This is a genomic window from Actinobaculum sp. 313, from assembly GCF_003073475.1.
GTDB lineage: Bacteria > Actinomycetota > Actinomycetes > Actinomycetales > Actinomycetaceae > Asp313.
In genome coordinates this window covers 2,518,424-2,543,693 of sequence record NZ_CP029033.1, presented here as the reverse complement: position 1 = coordinate 2,543,693, position 25,270 = coordinate 2,518,424, and the positions used below count along the sequence as shown (strand labels likewise).

23 protein-coding genes and 1 pseudogene are annotated in these 25,270 nt (G+C 59.9%); 9 read left to right on the top strand and 15 right to left on the bottom strand.

Annotated features, from left to right (window positions below):
• The first annotated feature begins 203 nt into the window (after positions 1-203).
• The gene (locus tag DDD63_RS10990) at positions 204-1,169 is read left to right on the top strand and encodes a GNAT family N-acetyltransferase (protein WP_108716408.1); all 966 of its coding nucleotides are present in this window, start codon (positions 204-206) and stop codon (positions 1,167-1,169) included.
• A gap of 150 nt (positions 1,170-1,319) precedes the next feature.
• Here the strand turns inward: DDD63_RS10990 and DDD63_RS12570 are convergent, their stop codons facing one another.
• Complete coding sequence (locus DDD63_RS12570) at positions 1,320-1,535, bottom strand: DUF6363 domain-containing protein (RefSeq protein WP_205647255.1); 216 nt, start codon at positions 1,533-1,535, stop codon at positions 1,320-1,322.
• Positions 1,520-2,191: a patatin family protein gene (locus DDD63_RS10985; RefSeq protein WP_205647254.1), complete on the bottom strand. Its 672-nt coding sequence runs from the start codon at positions 2,189-2,191 to the stop codon at positions 1,520-1,522. The genes DDD63_RS12570 and DDD63_RS10985 overlap by 16 nt, the downstream gene beginning before the upstream one ends.
• A gap of 107 nt (positions 2,192-2,298) precedes the next feature.
• Between DDD63_RS10985 and DDD63_RS10980 the strand changes: the two genes are divergently transcribed.
• The 5 genes from DDD63_RS10980 (at position 2,299) to DDD63_RS10960 (ending at position 7,572) form a co-directional block, all read left to right on the top strand.
• Entirely contained in the window at positions 2,299-3,270 is a 972-nt protein-coding gene (locus DDD63_RS10980) for a formate dehydrogenase accessory sulfurtransferase FdhD (protein ID WP_108716407.1), read from the top strand.
• Positions 3,271-3,593: 323 nt separating this feature from the next.
• Positions 3,594-4,658, top strand: a complete 1,065-nt coding sequence (locus DDD63_RS10975; RefSeq protein WP_108716406.1) for a hypothetical protein — start codon at positions 3,594-3,596, stop codon at positions 4,656-4,658.
• 173 nt (positions 4,659-4,831) lie between these two features.
• On the top strand, positions 4,832-5,605 hold the full coding sequence (locus DDD63_RS10970; protein WP_108716405.1) for an ATP-binding cassette domain-containing protein: 774 nt from the start codon (positions 4,832-4,834) through the stop codon (positions 5,603-5,605).
• Positions 5,602-6,864 (top strand): hypothetical protein, encoded by a 1,263-nt coding sequence (locus DDD63_RS10965; RefSeq protein WP_108716404.1) that lies wholly within the window; start codon positions 5,602-5,604, stop codon positions 6,862-6,864. The genes DDD63_RS10970 and DDD63_RS10965 overlap by 4 nt, the downstream gene beginning before the upstream one ends.
• A gap of 48 nt (positions 6,865-6,912) precedes the next feature.
• Positions 6,913-7,572 (top strand): hypothetical protein, encoded by a 660-nt coding sequence (locus tag DDD63_RS10960; RefSeq protein WP_125482524.1) that lies wholly within the window; start codon positions 6,913-6,915, stop codon positions 7,570-7,572.
• A gap of 166 nt (positions 7,573-7,738) precedes the next feature.
• On the opposite strand, the gene DDD63_RS10955 is transcribed toward DDD63_RS10960, so the two are convergent.
• The 5 genes and pseudogenes from DDD63_RS10955 to DDD63_RS12565 form a co-directional block, all read right to left on the bottom strand.
• Positions 7,739-8,023, bottom strand: a complete 285-nt coding sequence (locus DDD63_RS10955; RefSeq protein ID WP_240611273.1) for an SMR family transporter — start codon at positions 8,021-8,023, stop codon at positions 7,739-7,741.
• Positions 8,024-8,046: 23 nt separating this feature from the next.
• Positions 8,047-8,304 carry a hypothetical protein gene (locus DDD63_RS10950; RefSeq protein WP_108716401.1) on the bottom strand — a complete coding sequence of 86 codons (258 nt, stop codon included), beginning with the start codon at positions 8,302-8,304 and terminating at the stop codon, positions 8,047-8,049.
• A complete protein-coding gene (locus DDD63_RS10945) occupies positions 8,301-8,615 on the bottom strand; it encodes an SMR family transporter (RefSeq protein WP_108716400.1) in 315 nt (104 codons plus the stop codon). Before DDD63_RS10945 ends, DDD63_RS10950 begins: the two co-directional genes overlap by 4 nt.
• Positions 8,616-9,041: 426 nt before the next feature.
• Positions 9,042-10,369: pseudogene (locus tag DDD63_RS10940) on the bottom strand (DUF4921 family protein).
• Positions 10,333-11,160, bottom strand: coding sequence for a general stress protein (locus DDD63_RS12565; RefSeq protein WP_205647253.1), 828 nt, complete (start codon positions 11,158-11,160; stop codon positions 10,333-10,335). The pseudogene DDD63_RS10940 and the gene DDD63_RS12565 overlap by 37 nt, the downstream one beginning before the upstream one ends.
• Before the next feature lie 315 nt (positions 11,161-11,475).
• On the opposite strand from DDD63_RS12565, the gene DDD63_RS10930 reads away from it, so the two are divergent.
• Positions 11,476-12,645, top strand: coding sequence for an MFS transporter (locus DDD63_RS10930; RefSeq protein WP_205647251.1), 1,170 nt, complete (start codon positions 11,476-11,478; stop codon positions 12,643-12,645).
• Positions 12,646-12,785: 140 nt separating this feature from the next.
• Here DDD63_RS10930 and DDD63_RS10925 read toward each other — a convergent pair whose 3' ends face one another.
• From DDD63_RS10925 to DDD63_RS10890, 8 genes are all read right to left on the bottom strand, one after another.
• Positions 12,786-14,759, bottom strand: a complete 1,974-nt coding sequence (locus DDD63_RS10925) for an LPXTG cell wall anchor domain-containing protein (protein ID WP_108716398.1) — start codon at positions 14,757-14,759, stop codon at positions 12,786-12,788.
• Positions 14,760-15,222: 463 nt separating this feature from the next.
• Entirely contained in the window at positions 15,223-16,161 is a 939-nt protein-coding gene (locus tag DDD63_RS10920) for an ROK family glucokinase (protein ID WP_108716745.1), read from the bottom strand.
• Between the two features lie 176 nt (positions 16,162-16,337).
• Positions 16,338-16,721: a DUF2218 domain-containing protein gene (locus DDD63_RS10915; protein WP_108716397.1), complete on the bottom strand. Its 384-nt coding sequence runs from the start codon at positions 16,719-16,721 to the stop codon at positions 16,338-16,340.
• A 156-nt stretch (positions 16,722-16,877) separates the two neighbouring features.
• Positions 16,878-18,338 carry an FAD-dependent oxidoreductase gene (locus DDD63_RS10910; RefSeq protein WP_164505528.1) on the bottom strand — a complete coding sequence of 487 codons (1,461 nt, stop codon included), beginning with the start codon at positions 18,336-18,338 and terminating at the stop codon, positions 16,878-16,880.
• 561 nt (positions 18,339-18,899) lie between these two features.
• Positions 18,900-19,283: a hypothetical protein gene (locus DDD63_RS10905; protein WP_125482523.1), complete on the bottom strand. Its 384-nt coding sequence runs from the start codon at positions 19,281-19,283 to the stop codon at positions 18,900-18,902.
• Between the two features lie 114 nt (positions 19,284-19,397).
• Positions 19,398-20,300 carry a hypothetical protein gene (locus DDD63_RS10900; protein WP_108716394.1) on the bottom strand — a complete coding sequence of 301 codons (903 nt, stop codon included), beginning with the start codon at positions 20,298-20,300 and terminating at the stop codon, positions 19,398-19,400.
• A gap of 150 nt (positions 20,301-20,450) precedes the next feature.
• Positions 20,451-21,278 (bottom strand): hypothetical protein, encoded by an 828-nt coding sequence (locus DDD63_RS10895; RefSeq protein ID WP_108716393.1) that lies wholly within the window; start codon positions 21,276-21,278, stop codon positions 20,451-20,453.
• Between the two features lie 125 nt (positions 21,279-21,403).
• Positions 21,404-22,282 (bottom strand): DUF6612 family protein, encoded by an 879-nt coding sequence (locus DDD63_RS10890; RefSeq protein ID WP_108716392.1) that lies wholly within the window; start codon positions 22,280-22,282, stop codon positions 21,404-21,406.
• Positions 22,283-22,732: 450 nt separating this feature from the next.
• On the opposite strand from DDD63_RS10890, the gene dnaK reads away from it, so the two are divergent.
• Together dnaK and DDD63_RS10880 are read left to right on the top strand one after the other, a co-directional pair.
• Positions 22,733-24,610: a molecular chaperone DnaK gene (dnaK, locus tag DDD63_RS10885; protein ID WP_108716391.1), complete on the top strand. Its 1,878-nt coding sequence runs from the start codon at positions 22,733-22,735 to the stop codon at positions 24,608-24,610.
• Positions 24,607-25,266 carry a nucleotide exchange factor GrpE gene (locus DDD63_RS10880; protein ID WP_108716390.1) on the top strand — a complete coding sequence of 220 codons (660 nt, stop codon included), beginning with the start codon at positions 24,607-24,609 and terminating at the stop codon, positions 25,264-25,266. Before dnaK ends, DDD63_RS10880 begins: the two co-directional genes overlap by 4 nt.
• Positions 25,267-25,270: the final 4 nt, after the last annotated feature.

Below are 25,270 nucleotides of genomic sequence, written 5' to 3'. Positions count from 1 at the left end.
GGGCCGCCAGGCCTCTACTGCCAGTCGGCGCACGCGAACCGGGAAATACACACACGAGCAGCGAGGAAGAGAGCCCGCCGCAGGTAGTCGGAAAGACCTAGATTTGATGACCATCGTCTCACCTGGTGCGCTGTTAGCCGCACGCCCGATTATTCTGCGGAATACCATTGGCGCCCAAGACTTAGGTCCCCTAGAGTTAGACTATGTTGGTCCGGGAGATCACCGCAGCTGAAGTCGCCACATGGGCGCCGCGCGCGGTTGATCATATGACGCGAATTCGCGAGGCGTCCGGCGCATTGCGCTGCGAGGTCGCCGAGCTTTTCTCTGCCCGGATTCTCAAGACCTTTCGTGTGGGGGTTCCCCGCGGATCGCGTATCTTTGTCAATGACAATTGCACGCAGTGGCTGTGGGTGAAAGAGCGCCCGAAACTCGCCGTCGTCGACGCGAAAATCGACGCCGACCCGCGCGGCCAATGGCGGGAAACGCTCCGTACCGTACTTGATGGCCGGGAGGCTGAAGTCAGCTTCTATCCCGGTGACCGGAGTGCCGCCGCGCTGTTCGATGGCGTGCCATACCGAGAGGTACTGCGGCATATGTCCGTGTCACTGCCACGGCTCGGTTTCGTTCCCGCAGAGGGGGCAGAGGCAATCCATCTGCGTACCATGGGCGCGGGCGAACTCGGCACCTTCCTTGACGCTGTGTGTGAGTCACTGGGGCGGCATGAGGCAAATGTGAACCCGGGCAGTGATGCTCGCGAGCTTGCCGCGAAGAACCTGGCCGAGTGTGAGCGTCTGCTTTCCGACGGCGTCTCCACGCCGGGGCACGAAGTGTGTGCGATCTGCACAGATACGCGCACAATCGGCGGCATATGGGCGGAAATCGACGGGCATTGCGCTTTCCTATGGAATCTGTACGTGTATCGCCCCTATCGCGGGCACGGGCATTCACGCGCCGCGCTCGTTGCACTGGCCGAGCGGCTCAAGGTTGAAGGCGTGCGGCATATCAATCTGCGTGTTGTGGCGGATAATTTCGCGGCGCAGGCCATATACGACTCGGTCGGCTTTGCGCTCACCGAGCGAACCGTGATGCTGGAGCCTGCGCGTATGAACGTCGACGACGCGGGCAGCAGCGGTAGTGTCGCAGTGCCGGGCGACGTCGCAGTGGGCTGAGAACCCGATCCGGTTCGGGTACAGACCGGGCTGTTGAGTATGCGTCGTGGGGTCCGGGGACCCAACCATCGGGTATGGACTGCGTTGTCGGGTTCGGACCGCGTCGATTAAGCCCGGCAGAGTCCGGCACGCCGGGTTCCTTCCGGTTCGTTAGGCAAGCCAGTCGAGCCATTCCGGCAACTGCCGCTGCGCCTGCTCCCATCCGGCGTCGTAATTTGCGCGTAGCTTTTCCACGTTCCGCTCGTGGTTGGTGACGGACATTGCCTCCGGGAAGTACAGATAGGCCTGCCCACGGCGCTCCAGTTCCAGGAGCTTGTCCCGGCTCCGGTTGTAATTGCGCCAGCGCGTCATCAGTGCATCCGCCACCCGCGGATACTGGTGGAAGTATCGACGGTAGAACTGCGGGTTACGCGGGGACGCTTACGGTAACCGCGCGGGCGGGTCAGAACGACGAAGAAACGTTCATACCCATCCGCCATTGCCGCGTCCAGAGGAATCCCACCCGAGGGGCCGAGCGCGCCGTCGACGTACAGCTCCTCGTCGATTTCGACCGGCGGCATGAGGCCAGGCATGGTCGACGAGGCCCGCACCTTCCGCATGAGATCGGGCTTATCGGCGATGTCGTCCTTTGACCAGTACACCTCGCGGCCGTCGGAGACCCGGAAGGCGCCGATGCGCGCGGCGGCCGTGTTGTTACGAAAAGCGTCGTAGTTGTACGGGAGCGCCTGGCCCTCGTTGCCGGTCTCCTCGTAAATGTAATGTGCGTTGAAAAGGCCTTCGCCGCGCAGAAACGTGCCGAGGGAGCCGAAATTGGGATCGTCGGCGAAGTCTACAAAGCACTCCTCGGCCCGCTTGGCCTCCCCAGCCAGATAGTTGGCGGTGTGAGAGGAGCCGGCGGAAATGCCTGATACGTGTGGAAACTGCAGGCCCTGCTCAATGAGGGTGACGACCACCGGTGCGGTGCCGCTGGCACGCATGCCGCCCCCTTCGAAAATGAGGGCTGTCTCCTCCAAACGGGACATGGCTGATCTTCCTTTCGCAGACTTTCAGTGTAGTTCACGTGAGGCCGATGGCAAGAAGGTGTGATTGACGAGCCTGTTAAGCCGTCCTCATCGTCTAGGCTGAACATGTGAGTCAGTCCCCCACCGGGCGCCGACGCGGCGCCGTCGTCGATCCACTTTATCCCGGCCGTACGCGCGAAATACGTGTTCCGTTCGAAGAGCCGCTTGAGCTCCGGGCAGACGGAAGGTGCCTGGTGCGGCTGCTGCGCACCCCAGGGCATGATCTTGAATTGGTGCACGGCTATCTGCTGGGGGAGGGCCTTATATCGGGGCGCGATGACGTTCGTAGCGCGCGCTACTGCGAGGGAAGGAGCATCTCGGAGGGCGCCGGGTGCGCCGAGAACAGTTACAACGTCGTCTCGGTAACGGTCAATGACGCAGCGACATTGGCGGCTGCGGGTTCGGTTACCGCCGACGTGGGAGTTAGCTCCTCTCAGTGGAAGGTGCCGGGGCCGGCTACATCACCGCAAGGGCGGGTGAAGCGTGCTGGAGAGAGTTCCGTTCTTCAGAGCATCGCGTCGGGGGACGGGCGTGAATCCCCTGCTGGGCCGGATGCGCTTGACGACGTCGCAGCACGATCAGGCGGGTTCGACGACGTCGTCGCGCCGGTGGCGATCAGGGAGGACGTGACCATTGTGGAGGCGGCACTGTTGCGCCGCATCGTCGCCAAACTCGCGCAGGAGCGCGTCTACTCGGCGGCATCGCTGACACTGCCGGGAATCTCCACGGTACGGACCGATATACATCTGGGGCAGGCGGTCGACAAGGCGGTGGGATGGGCCGTGCTCGCAGGTCTTATGCCACTGGAAGGTGCCGTACTGGGAGTGAGTGGCATTCCGGATATTCACGTGATGACCCGGGCAGTTCGAGCAGGGCTACCTATTGTGGTGGGTATGCACCCGCCTAGTTCGTCTGCCATCGACATGGCGGCGGAATACGGCGTGACTTTGGCTGTGGTGCAGGACGCCGCACCGGAGCCGGATGTGGTGGTGTTGACCGTCGCGGACCGGGTTGAAGAGGGCCCTGTAGAAGGGGAATAAGAGAGCCTTGAGGGAGGGGACTAGGCCGCCGCGATTACTACTGGGAGTTGTGGCCGAACGGCTGGTGTGGGGATACAGGGAGCTGTGGTAGAAAGACCGGTGTGGGGAGCGCTCCCCATTGTTTCGGCTGTCATATCGGAAGCGAATATGACAGGATAGCCATATTATCCGCCAACAGTTGCTACCACTCGGTTGGATACTTACCGGTACCCGTCCGGGATGGCGTTGGCACTGCATTTGCAGTGGCAGGCCTGCCGCGCGAGTCGGGCAGCAGCCCGTGGCGGATGGACAGCGCAAAACTAGAACGAGGTGAAGGAGCTGACGTGGGTGGACTCATCGTATTCTTGTTTATTGTCTTCGTGGCGATCATCGGGGTCACAACGCGGGCCTTGGAGAATAACAAGGTTGATCGAATCCGGGAAGCGAGCACGCGGCTGGGACTCGAGTATGTTGGTACCGACCGCGATCTTGGCAGATACCTCGGAAATGAATGCAACGTCGATAGACGCGCAACGGCGAAGTATGTTGTAACGCGCAGGGGCAGGACATATGGGGTGCTCCAGTGGACAACTGGATCTGGCAACAATCAAACGACACATCGGCGGCCGTTCTTCACCGTGGCAATTGACCCGCTTTTTCCCAGGACGCGTATCAAGCCGGAGGGATTCTTCAACTTCAAGCACAATGACATTGAAACGGCGAGCGAGAAGTTCAATGTCGACTGGGATATTCGCTCGGATTCCGAGCCCTTTGCCCTCAGTTTTCTGGTTCCCGCGGTACGCGACTGGATGTATAGCGCCCCCTTCCGGGAGCTGCATCTGCTACCCGGCTTGATCGTGGGTCTTGGCGGGGATGACTACGAGGTTGAGGAGTTCGGTCACCTCGAGCGGCGCATGGTTGAGCTGTGCCAACTAGTGCCGCCACATGTGTGGGGAGATTACCCGCGTCCGCTCATTGACGACGTCGCGCCGGGCGAGCCGGTACCCTACTCGGGCGATTTTGGAGGCTATGACACGACGTATTACGAGACTGGCAGCATGGATTCCCCGCCGGTCCCCAGCCCTGATCAGCTTGGGCAGGCCACGGCGTATGCCAATGAAGTCAACGGTGTGCCCACTAATCCGGTGGATATCAATGATGCTGATGGCGTGCCGGGGATATCCGACGTGCCCGGGATATACAGCGGTTCCAGCCAGACGACCGCGCAGCCCGTTCCTGATGCGGCCGAGACCTTTCCGACGCCGAGTTCGCCCTCGGTTGGGCAAGGCAGCGCGTGGGAATCCGGGCAGGGGAATGCTTGGGCGGCCGAAACGCCGAAGAGGAAGTGGCGTGGCTCGAAGCGAGGTGAAGGTAGCTGCCGTGAAGCCGGTTCGGCGTGGGCGAATTGAGACCCAGTGCCGTGCGCGACTGGGGTCAGGTGCTTAGCGACGCAACCGCTTGTGTAACAAGGCTTCTCGGATCATATTTGCTACGATGATCGGTGCGAGGAGAGTGCCTTTCAAGCGGACCCGTCGTGGCGTCCGCACCCTGCGGGCAATCACTGGGGATTGGAGTGTGACCGATGGTGAAGCCGGACCCGATGGTCGCCTTGGCGAGTGTTAGCTTCAACTATGGACGTCGGCAGATCCTGCACGATATCGATCTCGCCGCATCGCGTGGGGTGACGGGAATCGTTGGTCCGAACGGTGCCGGAAAAACTACCCTGCTCTCGGTGATATCGACGCTGCGGCGGGCGCGTTCGGGTAGCGTTACGATATGCGGTCATGATGTCAGCACACGGAGTGGTATGCAGGCGGCGCGTGATCGGCTGGGTGTGCTGCCGCAGAGTTTCCGCCTTGTACCGCATATGCGCGTGGAGGACACCATCGCTTATGCGGCATGGTCGCACGGGGTGCCATCTTCCGCGGCAAGAGAACGGGCAGGTGAAGCGGCCGAACTGCTGGAGATATCCGATCTGCTGCAGCAACGGGTGGGGCGGCTCTCCGGTGGTCAGCGGCAACGGGTAGGAATTGCGGCAACCATCGCACATTGCCCCGAGGTGCTAGTGCTGGATGAACCAACGGTTGGGTTGGACCCGGAAATCCGCATGGGCTTGCGTAGCGCTCTCAAGGAGATCGGGCGCGACACATGCGTGATCCTCTCGACTCACCTGATTGAAGACGTAGCGATTCTTTGTGATCACATGGCAGTGATATCAAACGGCCGCGTCAAGTACACCGGATCTCCCAGGGACCTGGAATCACAGGTCAATGTGGAATTCGCGGGAGAGCAAGGTGTTATGGGGTCACCCCTAGAACTGGCATACTTAACTATCTTGAGTAAAGGCGCCGTATGAGACGAAGTAACTTGGGTGTCATAGTCACTGGCGTTGTGCTGGCCATCGGCGGCGTGCTGGTGCTGGGTATCCAGCACCTCGGTGGGTTGTATGTGTCTCAGGCCATCCTTTCGGTGGTGCCGCTGGCAAGTCTGCTGTATACGGCTCCCGCCTTGGCCGGGCTCGCCTGCCTGACTGCCTACTGGTATTGCGATAGGAACTCTCCACTTGCCTCGCCCGTGGCTACTCGGGCTGCTGGCGGGCAGGCGTTGCGCGAGTTCGGGCGTTTCGCGGTGCCGGTGCTGCTGAGTTTTACTGCCGCTGCTTTGATTGTGCCACCGATACTCGCTACCCGGGCTACCGGCGGAGAACTTGACTGGGTTCGTATGGCGACGGCTCCGGTCGGGCTTCTTCTTGTCAAGGCACTCGGCTTCTTCTTAGGTCTGGCAATCGCACGGTGGTGGGCAATTCTGCTTTCCATCGTGCTTGGCGCTGCGATGGCTTTTGCTCCACAACTATTGATGAGTGGATTGAGTGGAAGGAACGGCTTTTCCGGTGAAATGGCGCCGTTGGCATTCTCCGTGATAGGTGGTCAGTTGACTCAGCGCGGTGCGGTGAGTCCGGCGTGGTGGGGAATGGAAGCCTTGGTTCTTGCGGCCGGATTGCTTGGTGTCATGGCTATATTTACATGGCAGCGTATGGCGGCCGGGTATGGCAGACTTCCGGCAATAACAAGCCTCGGCGGTTGCGTGGTTGCCCTTGCGGTGTTGGTGCTGTGGGGATCGCGTTGTCCGCGAGTCACCGCATTCTATGAGGTGGACGAGGTTGTATGCTCCTCGACGACGGCTGGCACAGAGGTATGTCTTGCTGCCGAGGAAGCGCCCTTACTGTCAGAGGCAGTGGAGGATGTTAACGCAGTCGAGGAACAACTACAGACCGGAGGGGGAGAGGGATTCTCCAGTTATTTGCCGGTCGATATGCCGTCTCATGGCTACCACTTTTCTCCGGGGGAGCAAGAACAGACGCGATTTGAGATTGCGGCTTCCTACACGGGGCTCAATCAGTGTAAACCGGGTGCGTCGCTGGACTTTTCACATGCACTAACTCTGTGGGCAATGCAAGACCAGGAGACAATCGACAATCTAGCGGAAGACATGTACACGGAGAATATATATATACGCATGCTTTTCTCCGCGCCCGATAGTGAGGTTGTCGGTTCGTACCACGAGCACCGCGACGAGATTCTGAACTGCGAGTATGCTCCGCAACTGGAGCAATGAGAGGGGAAGCTGGGGTGGCGGCTAGCCCAAGCCAACGAAAGTACTGCAATGCATAGACTACGAGCACCAGTATGGCGTGTGGGCAGGCGTGTTATCGCCCCGCTCGTCGCAGTTCTTCTCGCTGCCCTGCTGCTGATGAAGTTCCCCGATGAGGTGTACTTCTTCGGGGAAGGCTCTCAGATTGTAGGGCGCCCCATTCCCATGCGGGAACTCGCCTGCTGGCTGCTTGCCTGGGCAATTGTTGCCGCAGCGGCGCCGCGCTTTCCGCTCTGGGAGGCGCTGGGCAAAAGGAGCCTGACGTGGAGAGCGCTTGCTGCTGCGGCTGCGGCACTGGTGTTGCCGGTGGGCCTATACCTGCTCGTGAAGATTCCAGCCGAACTCATGACGCCGGGTATGCCCGACCCGGTGGTTATCGTCGGCAACGTACTGGCTGTCGCCGCGCTCGCCGTCATATGCGTCTGTTTGGCAGGATTCGCTTGGGGATCGGTTCTGCTCCTGGTGTTGGTAGCGCTAATTCTGCATGCGCAAGCACAAAACATTGCACTCTGGGCGCTTCCCTTTACGTGGACCTTTGTGCGCAATGAATCAACAGGGGCTGGCTTCGACGGAAGTGTCAGATGGGTGTGGATGGCGGTGCTGATTGTGGCGGCGCTGGCAGTTGCCTGGTTCACTCGCATGGTACCGCCGTGGCGGAAGGGACGTCTGTAGGGCACCTTCTGATCGTGTCTCCGCGGGATGCGCGGGGCACCGCTATGCTCGGCGGTAGGGCGTGTTCGGCCCTGTTGCGTTGAGCGGCTCTGTTGCGTTGAGCGAGCATGTTCGGCTCCACTGCGTTGATACTGCGCGGCCATGCAAGGTGTGCGCTACCGGCGCGTTACTCGGCCCCGCGCTCTTCCGGGATGGCGTGCAGCCCGACGACGCAGGCCACCAGCAGCGCTAGCAACGCGATCCGCAGGGCGGAAACCGGTTCGCTGCCGCGAACCATTCCCCAGATGACTGCCAGTGACGCACCAATACCCGTCCACACCGAATACGCCACCGCCGTCGGCAGGCGCTGCATCGCCAGCGCCAGGCCAATCGTTGACCCGAGCAACGCCGCCAGGAACACCAATAGGGGCAGTCCAAAACCAGAGAGCTGGCCGAGCGCGTGAGCCCACACGGCCTCAAGTACACCGGCTCCTATCAGCAGCACCCATGCGCCGCCCGAGCCTCCGCGCTGGCGAGTTCGGTTCTTCCCGTCTCCTGCCCCTCCGGCGCCTCCTTCCGTGGTGTCGCCCGCGCCCCGGCGTCGCTGTTCGCGGAGTCAGTTTGCCGAATGCCACGGTCGGCAGGCTCGCTCGTCTGTGCCCCGGAGACGTCGTCGGACTCTTTGCCGGTGTCTGCGGTGCCGCAACTGCTGGTTCCGTCGTCGTGCATTCGTCCGCTAGCCTCCACCGTCACGCCGTCACCTTCAATCCGACGACGGCGACGATGATCCCGGCGATACAGCAGGCCTTTGTTACCGAGGCTCGCTCGGTGCGGGTGATGAACGCCCAGATGGTCGTCAGGCAGGCGCCCACGGCCGTCCACACGGCGTATCCTGTGCCCGCCGGGATTGTGCGCAGCGCGATGCCCAGGCCGGCCACGGATAGCGTGCTGGCGACCAGGAACAGGAGAGCGGGCCGCAGGCGGCGTAATCCATCAGAGCGCCCCAGCGCATGCGCCCACACGGCTTCCAACGTTCCTGAGCCGACAAGTATCAGCCAGTCCATTCGTCTCTCCTCGCTACTTCCGCGTTTTCACCAGAATCCCTGTTTTCACCACGGCATGACCTTGAATCTGCCTCTACCGCTCCCCAGATGGGCCCGACCGAGAAGCCGCCCAACAGGTCGCCGGATGATCCTCGGTCCGCCTAGGCCACTCCTGTTCGAGGTGTGCCCGTTGGGATGGCTCCACGGCCGGACGCGCCACCGCGGGCTACCCCGATGTGGGCTATTCCGACGCGGGATGCTCGAACGCGGACCGCCCGATTCCGGGTCACACCAGGCCGAAGCGCACCTACTCGAAGTATCCCGGCCCATCTTCCACCAGGCCGAGTCGCCCTCACTCGGGCCGTCCAAGCGCGTATCCCACCTGATCGAGCCACCGCGCCTCGGATGCGATAGCAGAAATCACGCCCGGAGCACCGGCCATTGGTATTACTGCAGATTCGGGTTGTAGCGCAGCGAATTGACCCGGCAGGAGCATTCGGTGGCGATATTGATCCCGGAAGCAAGTTTTCCCTCTGCGCGCAGTTCCAGCAGGCGGGGGACCACGCGGTCGCGTAGCGACCAAGGATCAATGGTATTGACGTAGATCTTCGTGCCGCCCTCGAAACCGGCCAAGGTGGAGGTGCGCCACTTGATGAGAATTCGCCACGGAATAGGCACGTCCACATCCATCGGGCGGCTGTACCACTCCTCATTGGTCGGGATGTGGGTGCCGGTGGCCGCGTGCATGGCGTGAACCAGATCCGATACATCCCGCACTTCGGCGGCACCGTGGTCCCAGGGCTGGCAGGCCGCCGAACGGCTCCACACCTCCAGCGTCGGATAGCGATGCCCGAAGCCGGCAATGGCAACCGCGTGCCGATTCTCCGCAATCACCAAGTTCTGGGAGGCCGCGTAATCGGGGCCCGCCTCGTTGAAGTAGTTCGGGTTGGCGCGCGCCTTCGGCACTTCGACGCGTGAATTTACTGACCGCTCATCAATGGCGACCAGCTGCTTATGCAAATGATCGAATGAGGCACCCGCCGGCTTCAGCCAGTTCTGGAACACTTGCACATACTTCGCGTAGCGGTTCTTCTCGTACAGGTCACGCATGGCATCAATGGTCAGACGCATGTACCACTGGTGCTCCTGAGGGTGAGCGTGCCTGCAGAGGCCAACTGAGACGTATCCGTGGCGCCGTCGACGAAATGCCGCCGTGCCACGATCAGATCATGTCCGCCGCCGAAGAATGACGCGGCCATCGCCGTGCGCTCGTTCTCCGGCAGAGCATCCCAGGCGATTTCGGACATGCCGGATGCGAAGGCCTTCTGGCGCAGCACCGACATTACGTGAGCGCGGCCCGCTGGGTCTGCAAGATAGCGGTCCATCCGTTCATGGCAGGCAACCGGCATTCGATAGTCATAGTTTTGCCGCCAATAGTCGAAGGGAACGATTTCAAAGAGGTTTGGAATGCGGCGGAACTCCCACGGTTCGGCCAGATCGTCAACCGGAATGTCCCGCACGATTCGCGCGTCGTCGCCATCGCGTACGATGCGTGCTTTCTCCGGCGGGGTTTCAAGAATCCGGTCCCAGCAGAAAGCGCAATTGTGACCGACTTCCTCTACCGGTTGCGGATTCTGAGGTGCTTGATCCAGCGGCCGGTTCGCGCGGCCCGGCACGGTCCATACCTCGGTGCCTGAGAACGGGTTGAGTTGTTTGATCGTACCGTCGGGCAGGCGCGTCAGCGGCGGTGTGAAATCTTCGATGCGTTGCGGCATAGTTCCAGATTAGTCAGAGTGACGGCTTCGTGGTACTCAGTTGGCGGATGTTGAATGTCAGGTGTTTGGCAATCCGTCAGACGACTGAGAATCTGACGGGGCAGTGGGAGGCTGGGTAGCCGGAGGAACAGTAGGCGCGGGTGCTTGCCGTGGCACTGCCGCAGGGGTGCCGCCGGTGTGGCTGAGGGCGCAGCAGGGGGAGAAACCTGCGCTGCGGGCGTCGGATAGGCGGTTGAAGGCGCCACTGCCACCGGAGAAGAAGGAGTCTGTACCCCGGCTGTGGAGGTCGGAGTTACCGGAGCCGGTGTGGAACTCTCCGCGATTCCAGCCTGCCGCAGAACTGCCAAGGCGTTGTTGAGCATTTCGGCGCGTACCTGCACCTCATAGGCGGAAGCCTGCAGTCCGCTCACGGAACGGAAATCGCGGCGGCCTCGTGTCATCCAATGTGACACGGCACCGAGTATTGCGCCGAAGAAGGCTCCCACAAGCAGACCGAATAGCAGGAGTGAGAAAAGGTTGGCCACCGGGCTGAAGATCATGAAGAACAAGCTGATGAAAAGGCCCATTGATGCGCCAGAAAGCGCACCCGAGCCGCCCGCCAGGAGAACCGTTTGCCTCCCCATCACCTGTTCAACACTTTCGAGATTTATGCCGACAATTCGCGTGTTGGCAACGGGAAAACGGGCATCGGAGAGGATGTCAACGATGCTCTCCGCGTCCCGGTAGGAACGGACTTCACGAAGAACCCGGTAATCGATGGGATTTCCTTGTGAAACGGCATTGAGTCTCATGTTTCACATAATAGGTCGGAATGCTGAGAGATAGATGAATGACGCGAGGGAGAATCGCAGGTCAGCGGTGTGACCGAGGGGAGGGATAATCGCAGGTCAGCGATGTGACCGGAGCGAGCTGCGTAACTGTGGCGATGCGGTACGAGTCGGGTGATCGCACGAACATCCTGAAGGTGGACGCCCCGGCCCAGTGCCGACTCCTCCACTATTCCGCGGGTGCCCAGTAAGGCAGAGGGTGTGGATCGGAGAGGGTTGGTCAGTGCGGGCGCAGCGGTGGGAATTCCCGTCTGATCGCTTCTCCCGTACCATAGGCCTGTGCGATTGCCACGTGAGATCTGGGTAATGGTGGGAGCAGCGCTGCTGGTGGCGCTCGGCTACGGGGTCGTATCGCCTGTCCTGCCACGTTTCGCAATCAGTTTTGACGTGTCTGTTACGGCGGCGAATGTGGTGGTGTCTGTTTTCGCCTTCTTCCGCCTTGTATTCGCCCCCACTGCCGGTCGGCTTATCGGTGCGCTTGGCGAACGGCCAATGTATATCTCGGGAATGCTCGTGGTGGCGGCCAGTTCTTTTGCCAGCGCCTTTGCCCACAGCTATTGGCAGCTCCTGATTTACCGTGGAGTGGGCGGTATTGGCTCAGTGACCTTCACGGTTGCGGCCACTAGCCTCATTATCAAGAACGCTCCGCGCGGTGCCCAGGGGAGGGCCTCGGCCGCCTACGGTGGCGGATTCCTGCTGGGAGGAATCGCCGGACCGGCCATCGGTTCGCTTTTGGCACCGCTGGGAATGCGCGCCCCGTTCATCATTTATGCGGTAACACTGGTGCTCGCTGCATTACTTGTGGCAATCCTGACGCCGCGCCAGCAACTGAGCGATACCGGCAAGGGCGACGTCGCACAGCGCGAGCGCGCCGATCTAAGCACAACACTGGCGCTCCCTCTTTATCGCCGTTTGCTCTTCGCCAGTTTTGCCAATGGCTGGACGAACCTTGGTGTCCGGGTCAGTCTGGTTCCCCTCCTGGCTGCCGCGCTCGCGGGTGCTCCGGAGTGGCTGCCGGGAGCTGCGCTTACCGTTTACGCCGCTGGAAACGCGATCTCCCTGCTTATGGCGGGACGTATTGCGGATCGACGAGGACGTGCCGCCGCCATCTCCTTTGGACTGGTTGTATCGGGGTTGTTCTCCGTCATGCTGGGCTGGCTGCCATGGCAGGCTATGCTGGTCTGCTGTGTTTTCGCCGGGCTTGGCGCCGGTTTCATCCAACCGGGCATGCAAGGGCAAATGGCCGACATTTTGGATGGTCGGGAAGGTGGACGCGTGATCGCAGCCTTCCAGATGGCTGGCGACGTCGGTCAGATCGCCGGTCCGGTGGTGGCCGGATGGCTTGTCGACATTTCAGGGTACGGCCTGGCGTTCGCCTTCGCCGGTTCATTGCTGCTTCTCGCTTCCGGGCCGTGGTTGCGGATGAACTTTTCCTCGCGCGGAGCGTGAACTTCTGATAGGGCCTGTACCTCCCCTCGTATAGACAACGGTGGGGAACACGCCGTATTGACGTGTTCCCCACCGTCGGTTCACTCGTGGAGGCTTTTGCTCCTCGCGCTCAGTCGTGCTGCGAGTGATCTATGGGTGCGTTAGGCTTTCGCACTACGACGTCGCAGCACGACTCCGGCACTTCCCAGTAGTACGAGGGTGACTGCCACTGCGGCAATACCCGTCACATTCGCGCCGGTCTTCGGAAGTCGTGCCGTCTTCGGAAGCGCTGGGGCGGCCTGGCTTGTTGTCAGCGTCTCCTCTGCCTCACCACAGGTACCCTGCGAGATCACGTTGCCGTTGCGGTCGTACGTTGTTTCCACATAGCCATAGGTGGCCTGCTTGCCAGATGGTGTGGTGTACAACTCCGTCTTATACTCGCCCGCTACGCCGTCGTGATCGAGACGGCTCGTCCAGACCGGAGTGTCACAGGTCGGCGCGGAGTCCTTGGCCCACGTGTACAACTGGACCTCCGTATATGATCCCTGCGGGAACGATCCCGTCAGCGTCACAGTATCCGCGATCTTATCGCCGGGCTGCAATGTGCCACCCTTTTCGGAGAAGGCCTTAGTTGTCACCGTACCGAAGGTGGGGGAGACCTGCTCGTCCTTGTCCATATCCGACGTCGTGATCGCTACCGTACGCGAATCACCCGCGTAAGTTGAGACGACGACGTAGGTGCCGACGCCTAGATCCCAATCGATCTGGAAGTCAGTGGCACTAATCGTGTATTCGCCGTTCTTCGCGGGAGTCTCGACCGTTGCGAGAGGAGTCAGCCCTTCGGTAACGCCTTCCTTCAACTCAGTGTGCTTGGGAACGAAGTACAACGAATGAGAGATCGCCTGCGCATCCGCCTTCCAGCCTTCGATGCCGGCGAAAGAGGTGTGGTCTTCGGGCATACCCGTTACCGTGATGACATCTTTGATGCCGGCCTTGCCATTACCCAGGTCTTCCTGTGTTGCCTTCGAGGTGATATTCGGTGTCCACGGCGCCACGGTGGTTTCGGAGAGCTCGAAGAATTCGGATGCGTACTCGTTGATGTATGCGGCGTGCTCACCTTGAGCGGCCTTGTCCACATGCGCCTGGAAGAAGTAGAAGCCCTCCTCCGGGGCATGAATCGATCCCTCCGTATCCTGAGTGCCGGGGCCATTGAAGGCTAGCTGATAGGAGCCCAGTTTCTTGCTGGCGAATGCCGTGCCATCGGTAGTGGGTGCGGTGGGGCTGGCAAAGGGGCCGTACACATCGACCGTTGCAATAACAGGAACGGGGGTATCGGTGCCGGGTACATTCATCCAGTTGTCGGCGGATGCAGTAACCGTGTCAACCAATGCATCGCCCTTGTTGATCTTGGCAGACTTAACCGTCGTGGCAATCTGTGGGGAGAACTCAACGGTGGATCGCACGGAAGCCTTGCCGTTCAGCGACTCCTTTTTGTTCAGAATAATGAAGTTCTGTGCACGCTGATTCTGAGTGGTGGCATTTCCGATCACACCGGTTGAGATCCATGCCTGCGACGTCGGCAGATCCTTGACTGTGAGTTCGACGGCGACCTCACCGCTCGCGGTGGCGCGGATGGACTCGGATTTGGCCGAGCCGGAGGTTGTTCCGGTCACAGTCGTGCCACCGGTACTGTCGAACACTGCCGGCCCGGTGATTTCTAGGGTGTAGGTGTATCCAGAGAGCCAGTTGCCTGCCGCAGATTTTGCGCCGATATTGCCGATGGAGCCTGTAACACCATCAGGAAGGTCGAGGGTGGGTTGTACGGTGTAAGGACCACCGTACTGCTCAGCCCGGCTTGCTAGTTCTGCGGAGTTCTTCGCCGGAGACTTCAACTTGTCAGCATTGGTTGAAGCGTACGTGCCGTGCTCTGCCTGCTCGTACACACTCCCTTCGTACATTCCGGCTGCACGAATGATGGCGATCTGTGCTGTTGCAGCAGATTCGTCGGTGCTGATGTCAGCGGTGGAAGCGATGTAGGCCATCTGTCCGAGTTGCGTGGCATCGGAGATGGTCGCGCTCCTGTTTCCTCCTAGTGAGCGGACATCGAGTGAGTTCACCGGTGCTGCGGGGTTCATATGCCCTGAGTTACGGAGTTACTTGTAACAGATGCGGTACCGCCGTCTGCGGCACACATGTAGGAGTTTCCTTCCGGACCAACTTCGACGCCGGTGTGGAGCGACGAGCCGGTGAAATATCCGGCGCCTGATTTCCATCCGGGTGCTGCTGCATTTGCAGCAGGCAGAACCGAGAGGGTGAGAAGGCTGATGCTCGCGATCGAAACAATCCCTTCAATTTGCGTAACAAGATACTGTTCCTTTCCTTCGGGTCTGTGAGCGTGTGCAGCAGACCCAGTCCGTCGGTGGTCGCAAACCCGCTGGGATGATAGGCCACCTGTACGTGACAATAGAGGCTGGAACATGGCGGCACAATGGGGAGAAACGCCCATCCAGTACCCATTTGAAAAGTTGCAATACCGGCGCGTTTAGCGTAGGCTCAATTTTTTCTATCTAATGGGTGTAGTAGAAGTGGTTACCGCTCTTACAATCGGCCGAGGTCAGCTGCGCCGATGATTCCTGCCGCAGAGCCGAGCGTGGCGATCATGATCTGGGGAGTGCGCCGATAGGCGCGAGCAGTGAGCAGCTCCTCAAACGATTCTCTCGTGGGCGTCAGCAGTAGATCGCCCGCCTCGCATACCCCACCAGCAAGAACAAAAACCTCGGGGTCCAGTACTGCCGCGAGGTCGGCCAGCCCGCGGCCCATCCAATACCCGACGTTGTTGAAACAAGCGAGCGCACAGGGGTCTCCCTCTTGCGCGGCCTGCGTCACCATTTGCCCGGTAATGGCCTCGGCGGATCCACCGGCGAGCTCCAGCAATCGTGCGGCGTAGTTAGGTTTCTCGTGGGCTACCTGCCGTGCGTCACGCACCAGTGCGCTGCCGGAGGAGTACGCCTCCCAGCAGCCTATGAGCCCGCAGTTGCAACGGTGGCCGGTTGGTTCGAGGCAGATATGCCCAATTTCGGCGGCGAAGCCCGAGGCGCCGCGTATGAGTTGGCCATCGATAATAATGCCTCCGCCGATGCCGGTGCCAACGGTCACAACCGCAACGGACTGGGCGCCGACGGCCACACCGAAACGATATTCGGCCCACGCCGCCGCACTCGCATCATTCTCCACGACGACGCGTTTACCAGTTGCGTCTGCTACCCGCTGTGCGAGAGGGAAATTCCGCCAGGGAAGATTTGGGGAGAAGACAACTTCCCTGCGGTCTGCGGTGACGAAGCCCGCAGCGCCGATGCCGACCTTGGTGATGCTGGCAGCTTCTGGAAGTTCAGCGATGCAGTCGACGATTGTTTGCACGACGGCGTCGGCGTCATGCGCTGGGGTTGGCTTGCGTAATGACGCGATGATCTGCCCGTCACTCACCAGCCCGGCGGCGATTTTAGTACCGCCAACATCTACACCGATTGTCATGCTCATATGCATATCTTGGCATACTCTCCGAAGCCGCGGCGAGATGCCTGGTTTGCGACGTGGATCTTTCTCCAATTGGCGTTTCGGCGGTGCTCGGCGCGGTGCCGCCCTGTTCTCGGACTCTGTGCATCGAGTGCGGATTGCGCTGGGCAAGGTGCCGCATGACCACTCTCGGTGTATGTCTAGATGGCGGGACCGGCGCCCCCTCGCGCACGCATGCGAGCGCGAAAGGCTTCAACTTCGGCCGGATCAAACGGTCCCTGAGAGCTCCCGGCTGAGCCATCGTCGCGCTGCCAGGAGACGCGCAGAGAATCCCCCGCACCGAATCGTGCGACGTGAATGCCTACAACTTCTTCAAAATGAGCGACGTCCTTGGCGGGAGCCTCCATGTTCATGATCAGTGCCTCCGCGGTGGCCTGCAGATGCACGGTGACGGGCTTATCGGGAAAGGCGAGGACGCCGGAGTCCCCATCCCAACTGGTCGTGATGCGGCGAGCCATATGGGATACGAGTTGTTTACCGTAGCGCTGTGCTCGGTAGGTGGTAACAGTAGCGATCGACTTCATGTAAGGAACTCCTAACTTAGGAATATCATGCCTCGGTCGGGAGGTGAACGGAAGCGATGTCCACATATAAGACAGGAAGGGGCCGGTCCGATGAGATATCACAGGACCGGCCCAAGGTGGCGCGTCTCACAACGGCGTCGTCATGGGAAGCGAATGCTAGTTCTCCGCTGACTTGATGACCTCTCCGGCATGATCGGCAGCCACCCAACCAGAGGTGTACGAGAAGCCGCTCACCGTTCCGGGAACGTCAAGCGGGTACGAATCGCCCCACAGGCCCGCCGCCTCGGAGCCGACACAATAGAGCCCGGGAATGGGCTCGTGAGTGTCAGCAGCAATGACCTGAAGGTTTCCGTTGACGGCGATCCCTCCCAGAGAGATCAGGTTTCCGGGAGTCATCGTGACCGCATAGAACGGCGGCTCAACTACCTCGCGCAGGTACCTCGGATTTGTGTAGTAATCCGAGTCCGCGCCCGCCTTGCAGTGTTGGTTGTAACGGGCGATGGTGGCCAGGAAGGTCTCCCGATCAAATCCGATCTGGTCGGCGAGTTCTTCCAAGGTGTCCGCCATGTAGGCGGTGTCCGTCTCCACATCCTGCTTCAACTCCGCGTCCAAGTGGCTCAAAGCTGCGTGATACGGAATGAAGGTGCCAAGCGAGATGTCACTACCAGCGGTTTCCAGATGGCGCTTTGTGGCGGTGTCAAAGATCGTGTATGTAACCGCGTCAGGAGCTTGAGCAATGATATTCGCCGCATCGGCAAAGTTCATTGCAACGGTCTCATCGGTGAACCGCGAGCCGAACTTGTTCACCCACAGATAGGGTTGCGATCCGGCGCCGCTGATATGCGAGGTGATCTCCCGATCCTTGGCCACGGGCATCAGAGCCATCGCTCCGGTTAAGTCGCGCAGGCCGCCGATCTCCTCGACCATCCGAAGATCGTCACCGGTGTTTCCCGGCGTGCCCAGCTCGACGATCTTGCGGCCGTTCTCGCCGAAACGAGAGAAGGCGACGACGGCGTCGGGATCCGATGAATAACCTCCACCGGCAAGGATCACAGCCTTGGCTCCTATGCGAATGGTTTCGCCGTTGGAATCGAGTGCCTCGACGCCGACGACTTTTCCATCCTCCACGATGAGATGCTGCGAGGCTGTGTTGGTGAAGATTTCGGCGCCGTGCAGTTGCGCCTGCTTCTCCAGCAGCCTAATGATCTCTACGCCTTCGCCTTCGGCCCAGTGCATCGTTTTCAGTTCGGTGTCCTGTTCGAGGGCGTAGACAGTGACGTCCTCCCAGACCGCTCCCATGGCGGCGAGTTTGCGAATGGTCTCCGCCGAGTTGTGGACGAACATGCTGATCACATCCGCGTTTCCACGGAAACTGCTCAGCGCCATGTAGCGGTGGAAGCCCTGCTCCTGCGTTACGGTGATACCGCGCTTGGCCTGCTCCTCTGAATCGAAGGCCGCTGAGCCTTCGACAAACTGGCCGTGCCCGCCAATGCGGTCGAGCTTTTCAAGCAAAGCGACGCTATTGCCGTTGGTCGCGGCTTCTGCTGCGGCAAACATTCCGGCAGCACCGGCACCGGAAACTACAATGTCGTATTCGACATCGAATGTTGCGGACATGTGGTCCTCCTTTATTTCGGTCATCTTTGACTGAATTTGTTCGTGGTGCCCAGTCAATCTGCCCAGTGCCCAGGCCCTGTGCTGGCAACCCTGCCACTTCTTCCACCCCCGTCGGCGGCGTTGCCGGAGTGCCTTCGGTGGTAGTTGATTGTGCGTTACGCTGCCCGCTGGGCTCGCCATGAGCAGGCTGGGCAAGAGTCTGATCGGATATGTGGCCGACCAACGGATGGCCGATTGGCGGGCACCCTGAATGACATTGATGACGGCGGTGATGAGCCAATGCTGTCACCTGCCGTATGGTGTGGCCGTCGAGCGACGTTGTTCTCGCCGCGTCGGCGCGGCTCGGGCAACAGTCTCATGTGGCGGCTGATTTGTATTTTACCCAAGGTGGGTAGGCGTGGCAAGGGTCACGATAGAGGATTGGTGATGGCGCCATCGGCGGAGGTTCTAATCCAAGTGGACGTAGTCGTGGCGTCGTCGCCGCGCCATCGGAGTTGCCCGATTTGCGGTGCTCCGGGCGGTCTGCATGGTGCGTCAGGCACGGCGGCTGGTCATCGTATTTCAGGTGTCTTCCGCGAGCTCATCCGGGAGGTCGAAAGCAGACGGTAGGTACTGGCGTTCCAAGGTTATCGAGACTTCAACGGTCGCCGACCCACCATCAGAAGCCGGAACAGGTTCACTGTCTGAAGTGATCACGCAGGAGAACTCTAGTACGAGGTTAAAGATCTGGTGGGAGCTTGGGCCGACATGTATGGTCACTTTCGCGTATCCAGCAATATCTCCTCCGGCACCGAGTGAATCGCGGAGTTGATTGGCAGGAACGAAGCCGACGATACTTTCTTCTTGCGTATGAGGTGATTCGGTGGCGACGGTTGGCAGAGCCATCCCCGTTTGTGGTGCGCTTGCCTCCTGACCGCTGCAACCTGCGAGCAGCTGGCCAGCCATGAGCGCACATACGAGGAGAGTGAGGTGAATTCGCGAGTGGCGGGTCATGGGGCTCAAGCCGTAGTTGGGTGACGCTGATGTATATCCAGACTAGCCGAGCAGGGCGCAGGCTGATCAGTTGTCTCCGGAGTCGGCTGGGTCTCCCGCCGCATCCAGAACCGCGGCGGGGATTTCGAGGTCAACGTCAGGGTCGCGCTCTGCCGTTGCCCTAATGGTTGTTTTGAGGCTGTCGTTTCGGTTGATCACGTGATCGGTTGTTTCGGTGTCTAGTTCTATTGTCCACTCGTACAGCTCGAAGGACTCTGCATCAACCGAAAGCGTCAGAGTACCGGGAGAATCTGATTCTGCCGTGACATTACCGTCAAAATAGCTACTGAAAGACTCGGGGGTCACTTTTCCGGTGATGGTGTAAGAATCCTCGCCGTCGCGGGCGACTTCCGCATCGGCGAGCATAGCAACCCAACTGTAGGCGACGCCGGTGTCCAGCACAACGTCATTCAGCGATTGGGGGCTAATGGAGGCGATCTCGTTGGCGGACACGGTGGACGAACTCCACGTACCAGAATCAAAGGAATAGACTGTCGCGGTCTCACCGTCGTACTTGAAGTAACTGGTGGTTTCGGTTGGCTGCGCTTGCCCATCGGCTTCGCTTGCTTTGATTTCCAGTGTCTGAGTGCTGCTATCGACGCGGATATCAATGACACTATCGATAGATCGCGGTTCTTCGCCCACAGCTGTTGTTACCTCGCGGGAGATTTCTAGGTGAAGATTGCGATCCTGCGTGAGATGGGTGAAGAAGGACTCCCTGTTCTGGGAGGCCACCTCTTTTGCCTTCGCGACGATTTCTTCGTCTGTTAACTCGCTGTTGATCTCACTGAGCGTAGTGGTCGGACCATCAGTGGTTGTTGAAGTGCTGGTAGTCGCTTCTTCTTGAGCGCTGTTGCCGCATCCGGAAACAATCAACCCGGCGACGGCGAATGCGGCCAAGGCGCGATATGGGGTGCGTCGGTGTTTCAAAAGGGTCTCCTTAGCCGTAAGTTCTTGATTGTCGCCGTGTTGTCGGCTCCGTCGGTCTTTCGGGGCCAGCCCGAGCCGGGCCGCGGTGGACGGGCGCGCTTCGTCCGAGTGTCGCGCATTGCCAGGAAAGCGTTGAACGTGCTGCGGGAATTACTTGTCGTCAGAGCTCGTGCCGCGTGCCGTACCAGCAGCTTCCAGAACCGCGGCGGGGATTTCGAGGTCGACATTCGCATCGCGTTGTGCGACCCATCCAACTTCGATGGTCATATGCGCGCTCTCTCCTTCTGTGCTTACATCGATTGACACGTCAAGCGTTAGCTCGAAGACTTGGTACGACGAGGCATCCGCTGTAACCGTGAGCTCTGCGGATCCGCCGTCGATATCGAGGTCGCCAGACTCCCTAAAAAGTTCGGCAAGGACGTCCGGCGAAATCTTCCCGCTGATGGTATAAGAGTCCTTATCTGAGGTGACGGTTACGTCCTGAAGGTTGAAGAGGTAGTCAAGTAGATCTGCCGGATCTACATCCTGCCCACTGAGATTGAGACTATCCAGGGAGACGACCTGCGATTGCCAGCTTCCGTACTCGTCCGAGTACAGCGTCATACTGTCTCCGTCAATCTGGCCGTACATAACGGTATGCGCAGAATTCGACCTGGCGCCCTGCATCTTGGAGTCGACCGTCATATGAAGGAGCTGCGTATCCGCGTCGCCGAGAATTGTGGCGTCAACGCTAAGACTCGTCTCGCTGTCATTGGCCGGATTGACGACGAGCTTCGTGTTCATCTCGAGCTCCGCGTCCTCATCAAGCTCGGTGTAGTTGAGTGCGGAGCGTTCTTGTGCGGTTTCTTTGACGCGGTCAAAGATTTCTTGTTCGCTCTCCGTTAGGGGCGGAGTACTTGAACCGCAGGCTGCAAGGGCAAATGCGCCTACGAGTGCCAGTACCACTGACACGAGGCGGGAAGAATGTGTGTGTTGCATGGGGTGCTCCGTATTACTAGCTGAGTGGCGGGGAGCGGGGCCCGGCAAAACCGAGCCCCGCGAGGTGGAAATCCGCTGCCCAGGTGCGTTCGTCGCCTCGAAAGGCAACGAACGCGCGGCCCGGATCAGTTGTCGCTAGAGCTTGAGTCGCCCGCACCCGCGGTGCCGGCCGCTTCCAGCGCCTCGGCGGGGATTTCGACGGTTTCGTCGGCATCGCGCTCGGAGGTCATGTTCATATTCATCACGATGTTCCCTGATGAACCGTTGTCTTCGATATTCATATCCATTTCGAGCGTCAACTCGTATATCTCGAAGGTTTCGGCGTCAACAGAGATTGTCAGCGTACCGACGGACTCGGCGTCCGTCTCGTAGTCAAACATCGTCTTCACCAGGGAGGGATCGAGATCGGTAGTGAGGGTGTATGAATCCTCGCCTCGTGTCACCGTCGCCTTGTCGATGCCATCGACGAGGGTTGTGATGGTCGCAAGGTTAGTGGTTCCTTCACCTGCTTGGCTGATCTCATCGGCACTGACGGCCGTGGTCTGCCAGACCCCGCCGTTGTTTATGTATGCAGTGAGAGTGTCTCCCTCGTACTGGAAGTAGCTGGTCGTGTCAACCTGCTGATCGCTGCCAAGATTTCCCTTGACACTCATCTCCATCGTTTGATTGTCGTTATCCGCACGAGCATCCAGGGTGACAGTCATTGACTGTGATGGTATTCCTTCCCCTGTCATTTGCGCAGATGACTCCATGTGGACATTGAGGTCCCGGGTGATCGAGTTGAAGGAGAGCTGCTCGCTCTGTTCGGCAGTTTCCTTGACCTTGGCGATGATTTCTTCATCGGTGAGGTCATCATTTGCGGCATTGTTCGCAGATACGGTGGCATCTTCGGAAGTGCCAGCGGTCGTCTCCTTGCTGTTCGAGTTGTTACCGCAGCCCGATAGTGCGAGTGCGCCTGCTAATGCGACGGCACCGAGCGATGTGAGAAAACGTGTGTGAGTCATATTCACTCCAATTGATTCGTGTGACTGTACGTTCTCACGCTAACGCTGATCGCGAGAGTTGGCTATGGGTATCATTCCCCACGCCTTCAGCGCGACATTCTCTGAATCCGCGCGTATACTACGCCCCACCTGCTCTCAGTGGAGTCATGGCTTCATGCGCTCCGCTGTCGGAACGATCACCAAATCCGACTCGATGTGACGGTCCTCATGTATCTGCGTCAATGTGGATGGAATATATGGGCGAGAACAAAAGTTGAGCTTAGTAGACTCAAGAATGGCCCAGTCGGTTGGACACAAGTCCGCCGGTGGTTCAGACTTGAAGGGTGCAACCGCCGAGGTTACTTATGCAGCCTTCGGCCGGACGACCCGCGAATACAACGTTAAGGGCGCTTAGACTTGCCGGTTTAAGCGCCAGCGGGCGCGGCGAGCGCCCCGGATAGGAGAGAAGATATGGCACGTGCAGTCGGTATCGACCTTGGCACAACGAATTCCTGCGTCACCGTCCTGGAGGGTGGCGAACCCACTGTTATCGCAAACGCGGAAGGGGCGCGAACCACGCCCTCCGTCGTCGGCTTTTCGAAGACGGGCGAAGTGCTAGTTGGCGAAGTAGCCAAGCGGCAGGCGGTGACAAACGTTGATCGGACGATCTCCTCCGTCAAGCGCCACATGGGTACTGACTGGAAGGTGGATATCGACGGAACAACCTATACACCGCAGCAAATCTCGGCCTTCATTCTTCAGAAGCTGAAGAAGGATGCGGAAGCATACCTGGGCGACACGGTGACCGACGCGGTTATCACCGTTCCTGCCTACTTCAACGATGCGCAACGGCAGGCCACCAAGGACGCCGGAGCTATCGCCGGTCTAAATGTACAGCGTATTGTCAATGAGCCGACCGCTGCCGCTCTGGCCTACGGCCTGGAGAAGGGTAAGGAAGATGAGTTGATCCTCGTTTTCGATCTGGGTGGCGGTACCTTTGATGTCTCCCTGCTGGAAGTGGGTAAGGACGACGACGGCTTTTCCACCATCCAGGTGCGTGCCACCTCCGGTGATAACCGTCTCGGTGGTGACGACTGGGACCAGCGCATTGTTGATTGGCTTGTGGAGCAGGTCAAGGCCTCCTCCGGCGCCGACCTGTCCAAGGATAAGATCGCGCTGCAGCGCCTGCGTGAGGCCGCCGAGAAGGCGAAGAAGGAACTCTCTTCCGCCACGACGACCTCGATCTCGCTGCCGTATATCTCCATGTCGGATTCCGGTCCGATTCATGTGGATGAGACGCTTTCCCGTGCGAAGTTCGAGGAAATGACGAAGGATCTGCTGGAGCGTACAAAGCAGCCTTTCGCCAATGTCATCCGTGACGCCGGTATCAAGGTCTCGGAGATTGACCACGTGGTGTTGGTGGGAGGTTCTACCCGCATGCCGGCCGTATCAGATGTGGTCAAGGATCTGACCGGAGGCCGGGAACCGAACAAGGGTGTGAACCCCGATGAGGTCGTCGCCGTCGGTGCCGCTCTGCAGTCTGGTGTTATCACCGGCGACCGCAAGGATGTACTCCTCATCGACGTGACCCCGCTATCCCTCGGCATCGAGACCAAGGGCGGCATTATGACTAAGTTGATCGAGCGGAACACCGCGATCCCGACGAAGCGCTCGGAGACCTTCTCCACCGCAGAGGACAACCAGCCATCGGTATCCATCCAGGTGTTCCAGGGGGAACGCGAGTTCACCCGTGACAACAAGCCGCTGGGCACCTTCGACTTGACCGGCATCGCCCCGGCGCCGCGCGGTATTCCGCAGATCGAGGTTACCTTCGATATCGACGCCAACGGAATCGTGCACGTATCGGCGCGTGACAAGGCGACCGGCAAGGAGCAGTCGATGACCATCACCGGCGGCTCAGCCCTTCCGAAGGATGAGATTGACCGCATGGTCAAGGAGGCCGAGGCGCATGCCGCCGATGACGCCAAGCGCAAGGAGGACGCGGAGACGCGTAACCAGGCGGAGCAGACGGTGTACTCCATCGACCAGCTCCTCAAGGACAACGCGGACAAACTTCCGGACAGTGTCTCCACCGAGGTCAAGGAGGCTACAGACAAGGTACGTGAGGCACTCAAGGGTGACGACACGGATGCCGTACGGACCGCGCTGAATGAGCTCAACGAGAAGTCGCAGGCTATCGGTCAGGCATTGTACGCACAGACCCAGGCCGAGCAGTCCGGTGGATTTACCGATGCCGGTCAAGCGGGGCAGACCGCCGGCGCCGAGCAATCCTCGGATGAGGAGGTTGTGGACGCGGAAATCGTTGACGACGAGGATAACAACAAGTGACTGTGAATAACGGCAATGATGAGCGGACGCCCGAGGAATGGGAGCCGGTAGATGGTTCACCGCCGGACGATGCTTCTCAGGGCGCGGAGGAAGCTCGCGCTGCGGATGGGCAGAAGCCCCTTGCAGAGGAAGCTACTGCCGAGCGCGCCGGTGAAACCACCGGCTCCGCCGCCGCGGCCGAGTCTGCCGAGGAACTAACAGACCCACTCTCCGAAGCCATGGCGACGATCTCTTCGCTGGAGGAGCAGCTTGCCCGTGCGCGCGCTGACCACTACAACCTGCAGCAGGAGTACCACGGCTATGTTCGACGCTCCAAGCAAGAGGGAGTGCAGCGCCGGGAAGAAGGCATCTCCGCCGTGATTGAGACCCTGCTGCCGGTGCTGGACGATATCGAACTCGCACGCCAACACGGTGACCTGAGCGGTCCAACCGGGTTGATTGCGGAGAAGGTTGAACAGAGCCTGCTAACGAATTATGGGGTTGAGCGCTTCGGAGCCGTCGGCGACGAGTTCGATCCGCAAATTCACGAGGCGCTGATGCATGAGACATCCGCGGAAGCGACCAGTGAAACCGTGGGGACTTTGATTCAACCGGGCTACCGCTTGGGTGACAAGGTACTGCGAGCAGCACGTGTGGGAGTGGTTTCCCCGCAGTGACAAT

Excerpts from the sequence above, each read along its gene's own strand:
- DDD63_RS10990 (WP_108716408.1), top strand. The coding sequence starts at position 204 with ATGTTGGTCCGGGAGATCACCGCAGCTGAAGTCGCCACATGGGCGCCG.
- DDD63_RS10920 (WP_108716745.1), bottom strand. The coding sequence starts at position 16,161 with ATGAGCATGACAATCGGTGTAGATGTTGGCGGTACTAAAATCGCCGCC.
- DDD63_RS10925 (WP_108716398.1), bottom strand. The coding sequence starts at position 14,759 with ATGAACCCCGCAGCACCGGTGAACTCACTCGATGTCCGCTCACTAGGA.
- DDD63_RS10890 (WP_108716392.1), bottom strand. The coding sequence starts at position 22,282 with ATGACTCACACACGTTTTCTCACATCGCTCGGTGCCGTCGCATTAGCA.
- DDD63_RS12565 (WP_205647253.1), bottom strand. The coding sequence starts at position 11,160 with ATGAGACTCAATGCCGTTTCACAAGGAAATCCCATCGATTACCGGGTT.
- DDD63_RS10970 (WP_108716405.1), top strand. The coding sequence starts at position 4,832 with ATGGTGAAGCCGGACCCGATGGTCGCCTTGGCGAGTGTTAGCTTCAAC.
- dnaK (WP_108716391.1), top strand. The coding sequence starts at position 22,733 with ATGGCACGTGCAGTCGGTATCGACCTTGGCACAACGAATTCCTGCGTC.
- DDD63_RS10915 (WP_108716397.1), bottom strand. The coding sequence starts at position 16,721 with ATGAAGTCGATCGCTACTGTTACCACCTACCGAGCACAGCGCTACGGT.
- DDD63_RS10905 (WP_125482523.1), bottom strand. The coding sequence starts at position 19,283 with ATGGCTGGCCAGCTGCTCGCAGGTTGCAGCGGTCAGGAGGCAAGCGCA.
- DDD63_RS10945 (WP_108716400.1), bottom strand. The coding sequence starts at position 8,615 with ATGGACTGGCTGATACTTGTCGGCTCAGGAACGTTGGAAGCCGTGTGG.
- DDD63_RS10960 (WP_125482524.1), top strand. The coding sequence starts at position 6,913 with ATGCATAGACTACGAGCACCAGTATGGCGTGTGGGCAGGCGTGTTATC.
- DDD63_RS10910 (WP_164505528.1), bottom strand. The coding sequence starts at position 18,338 with ATGTCCGCAACATTCGATGTCGAATACGACATTGTAGTTTCCGGTGCC.
- DDD63_RS10895 (WP_108716393.1), bottom strand. The coding sequence starts at position 21,278 with ATGCAACACACACATTCTTCCCGCCTCGTGTCAGTGGTACTGGCACTC.
- DDD63_RS10965 (WP_108716404.1), top strand. The coding sequence starts at position 5,602 with ATGAGACGAAGTAACTTGGGTGTCATAGTCACTGGCGTTGTGCTGGCC.
- DDD63_RS10985 (WP_205647254.1), bottom strand. The coding sequence starts at position 2,191 with ATGTCCCGTTTGGAGGAGACAGCCCTCATTTTCGAAGGGGGCGGCATG.